This is a genomic window from Aquabacterium sp. UBA2148, from assembly GCF_002328915.1.
In the GTDB taxonomy this organism is placed as follows: Bacteria; Pseudomonadota; Gammaproteobacteria; order Burkholderiales; family Burkholderiaceae_C; genus Aquabacterium; species Aquabacterium parvum.
In genome coordinates, this window is sequence record NZ_DCXA01000104.1 from 1 (window position 1) to 3156 (window position 3156).

The 3156-nt window shown below is 67.0% G+C and carries 5 protein-coding genes; all 5 read left to right on the forward strand.

The features are described from left to right. On the forward strand, window positions 1-1206 hold a 1206-nt coding region (locus B2W70_RS05605), incomplete at its 5' end, for a MotA/TolQ/ExbB proton channel family protein (protein WP_286743675.1). 1 nt (window position 1207) lies between these two features. Beyond that, window positions 1208-1615, forward strand: coding sequence for an ExbD/TolR family protein (locus tag B2W70_RS05610; protein WP_286743676.1), 408 nt, complete (start codon window positions 1208-1210; stop codon window positions 1613-1615). 25 nt (window positions 1616-1640) lie between these two features. Further along, the gene (locus B2W70_RS05615) at window positions 1641-2042 is read left to right on the forward strand and encodes an ExbD/TolR family protein (RefSeq protein WP_286743677.1); all 402 of its coding nucleotides are present in this window, start codon (window positions 1641-1643) and stop codon (window positions 2040-2042) included. A 2-nt stretch (window positions 2043-2044) separates the two neighbouring features. After that, window positions 2045-2749 (forward strand): hypothetical protein, encoded by a 705-nt coding sequence (locus B2W70_RS05620; RefSeq protein WP_286743678.1) that lies wholly within the window; start codon window positions 2045-2047, stop codon window positions 2747-2749. A 38-nt stretch (window positions 2750-2787) separates the two neighbouring features. After that, window positions 2788-3156: putative porin (locus B2W70_RS05625; protein ID WP_286743679.1), on the forward strand; the 369-nt coding region annotated here is incomplete at its 3' end.

The following is a 3156-nucleotide window of genomic DNA, read 5'->3' on the forward strand; positions in this document are numbered from 1 at the left end:
GGCCCCGTGGTGCGCGAGGTCAACGGCCTGATCGGCGTGGCCGCTCGCCTCGACGGAGAGCCGCTGCAGTGGTCTTCCGACAAGCTCAAGGCCGCCGGCAGCGGTCCCTACAGCGTCAGCCTGTGGTTCAAGCCCGAGGCGCTCACGGGCACCTTGTTCAAGCAAGGCGCGCTGAGCCTGAACCTCGACGGCGGCAAAGCCTTCGCGCAACTCGACGCGGTCGTGGCGTCCGGTGGCGAGCTGCCCCCTTCCGCCTGGGCGCACCTGGCCGTCACCGTGGGCAACGGCAAGCTCACGCTCTACATCAACGGCGCGCAAGCCGCACAGGCCGACGTGCCCGCTGCGGTCACGCCCATCGAAGGCCCGGTGTCCGTGGGCCAGGGCCTGAGTGGCCTGGTGGACCAGCTGGAAGTGGCCGCCACCGTGCGCAGCGCCGACTGGTTGAAGTTCGCCCATGCCGCACAAAGCGCCGACGCCAAGCTGGTGCTGGCCAACACCCAGACGCCCGAGACCGCCGAAGCCGGTGAAGGCCACGGCGAGGCCGGCCACTTCGCCATCCTGGTCGACAACCTCACCGTCGACGCCTGGGTCGTCATCGTCATCCTGGGCGTGATGTTCGTCATCGCCGCCTGGGTGATGTGGGACAAGGCCGTGTTGGTGGGCCGCGCCGACAAGGACAACCTGAAGTTCCTCGAGAACTTCCGCAACGCCCGAGACGTGCTGGCCGTCGAGACCTCCGGCATGAAGCACTCTCAGCTCGCTCGCCTGTACCAGGCCGGCTTGCGCGAGCTGAAAAAGCGCGAGGTGGGCCAAGCCGGTGCGCCCAAGCTCTCCGGCGCCTCCATCGACGCCGTCAAGGCCGCGGTCGATGCCGACCTGATCCGCGAAAGCCACACCCTCAACAGCAAGATCGTGCTGCTGACCATCGCCATCTCCGGCGGCCCCTTCCTCGGCCTGCTGGGCACCGTGGTGGGCGTGATGATCACCTTCGCGGCCATTGCGGCAGCGGGCGACGTCAACGTCAACGCCATCGCCCCCGGCATCGCGGCGGCCCTGCTGGCCACCGTGGCCGGCCTGGCCGTCGCCATCCCGGCGCTGTTCGGCTACAACTACCTGGCCGCCCGCATCAAGAACATCTCGTCGGACATGGGCATCTTCGTCGACGAGTTCGTCACCCGCGTGGCCGAAACCCACGGAGCCCGCTGACATGGCCGGTGACGTCAAAGGCGACCTGCAGGCGTACGACGACATCAACGTCACGCCCATGCTTGACCTTGCCTACGTGCTGCTGGTGGTCTTCATCATCATGACGACCGCCTCGGTGCAGGGCGTCAAGGTCAACAGCCCGCTCACGCAGGCCGCCAACAACCTGGCCAAGCCGCAGACCAAGGGCATCACCATCACCGCCGACGGCCAGGTCTACCTGGACGCCTACCCCGTCAGCCTCGATGAGCTGCAAGCCAGCCTGGCCCAGCACAAGGCTGCCAACCCGGCGCTGCCCGTCGTGCTCAAGGCCGATGCCGCCGCCCAGTACGACAAGGTCATGCAGGTGCTGGAGATCGCCAAGCGCCTGGACATCACCGAAATCGGCCTGGCCACCAAACGCGCGCCATGAAGCAGCGATGCAGTGAAAGCAGGCCATGCAAGTCCAAGACGAAACCAAACCCTACGACAGCATCAACGTCACACCGATGCTCGACCTGGCCTACGTGCTGCTGGTCGTCTTCATCCTGATGACCACCGCATCGGTGCAGGGCTTGACCATCAACATGCCCAAGCCCAGCAACACCCCCAGCACCGAAAAGCACGACCTCAAGGTGGTGCAGGTCATGCCGGGCGGGCAGCTGCTGCTCAACGGCGTGCCCGTCACGGTGCAGCAACTTGAAAGCGAGTTGCTGCAGGCCAAGCAGCGCGACCCGAAGATGAGCGTGGCCATCAAGGGCGACGCCCGCTCGCACTACGCCGAGGTGGTCACCGTGATCGACCTGTGCAACAAGCTGGAGGTGTCCATGGGCCTGGTCACCTCGCGCATCGGGACCTGAGCATGTCGATCAACGCCTCCAACGACGACGACAGCAAGCCTGGCCTGACGCGCTTCATCGTGCCCGGCGGCATCGTCCTGGGCCTGATCGGCGCAGCTTTGCTGGTCCACAGCCTCATGGGCTCGGGCCCCGCTGCGCCCAAGCGCCAGACGGTCAAGATCGCGGTGCTGCCCGACACGCCCCCACCGCCGCCTCCGCCCAAGCCGGAAAAGCCGCCCGAGCCCAAGCCGCAGGACAACACCCCCCAGCCGCAAGACCAGCCCAAGCTGGCCGAAGCCCCGCCCGAGCCCCAACAGCTCAAGATGGAAGGCGCCGCTGGCGATGGCCCCAGTGCCTTCTCGGCCGGCAGCGTCAGCAGCGACTACAAGGGCGGCGCCATCGGTGCTGGCAACGGGGCCTCCGCTCCTTCTGCGGGCGATCGCGCCAAGTTCAACTTCTATGCCAAGAGCGCACAGCAGGTCTTGCGCGCCGAGCTCGATCGAACCCTGGCCCGCGACGTCATCCGCCTGGGTGCCCGCCTGCAGATCTGGATCGATGCATCCGGGCGCATTGACCGCTACGAGATCGGCGGTCTCAGCGACGCGGCCGCACAGAACCAGGTTCGTGCGGCGATGCAGGACATCAGCAAGGGCTTTCGGCTCGTGCCACCCGCAGGCCTGCCTCAGCCGCTGGAGATGCGCCTGTCCGTGAACCCGCTCAACGGTTGAGTGCCCACCTGAATCACCTCCCTGAACGATTGATCACCATGCCTGAAGTCATCTCCAACCGTCGCCTCGGCATGAGGCCCATCACCGTGGCGGCGGCCCTGCTGTGCGGCCTGTTGTCTGCCCCGGCCGTGGCCAATGAGCGCGCCGAGCTCGAGCGCCTGCGCGGCACCACGCTCAACCTCATCAAGCTGTTGGTCGATGGTGGCCTGCTGTCTCAGGAAAAGGCCGAGCAACTGCTCAAGCAGGCCCAGCAGGACACCGCACCCGCCGACGCCGCAGCGGCGCAGCCCGCAGCCCCCGCGTCCGCCACGGCTGCGGCACCGCGCGGCGGTGTCATCCGCGTGCCCTACGTGCCCGAGTCCTTGCGCAACCAGATGCGCGACGAGATCAAACAAGAGGTGCTCAAC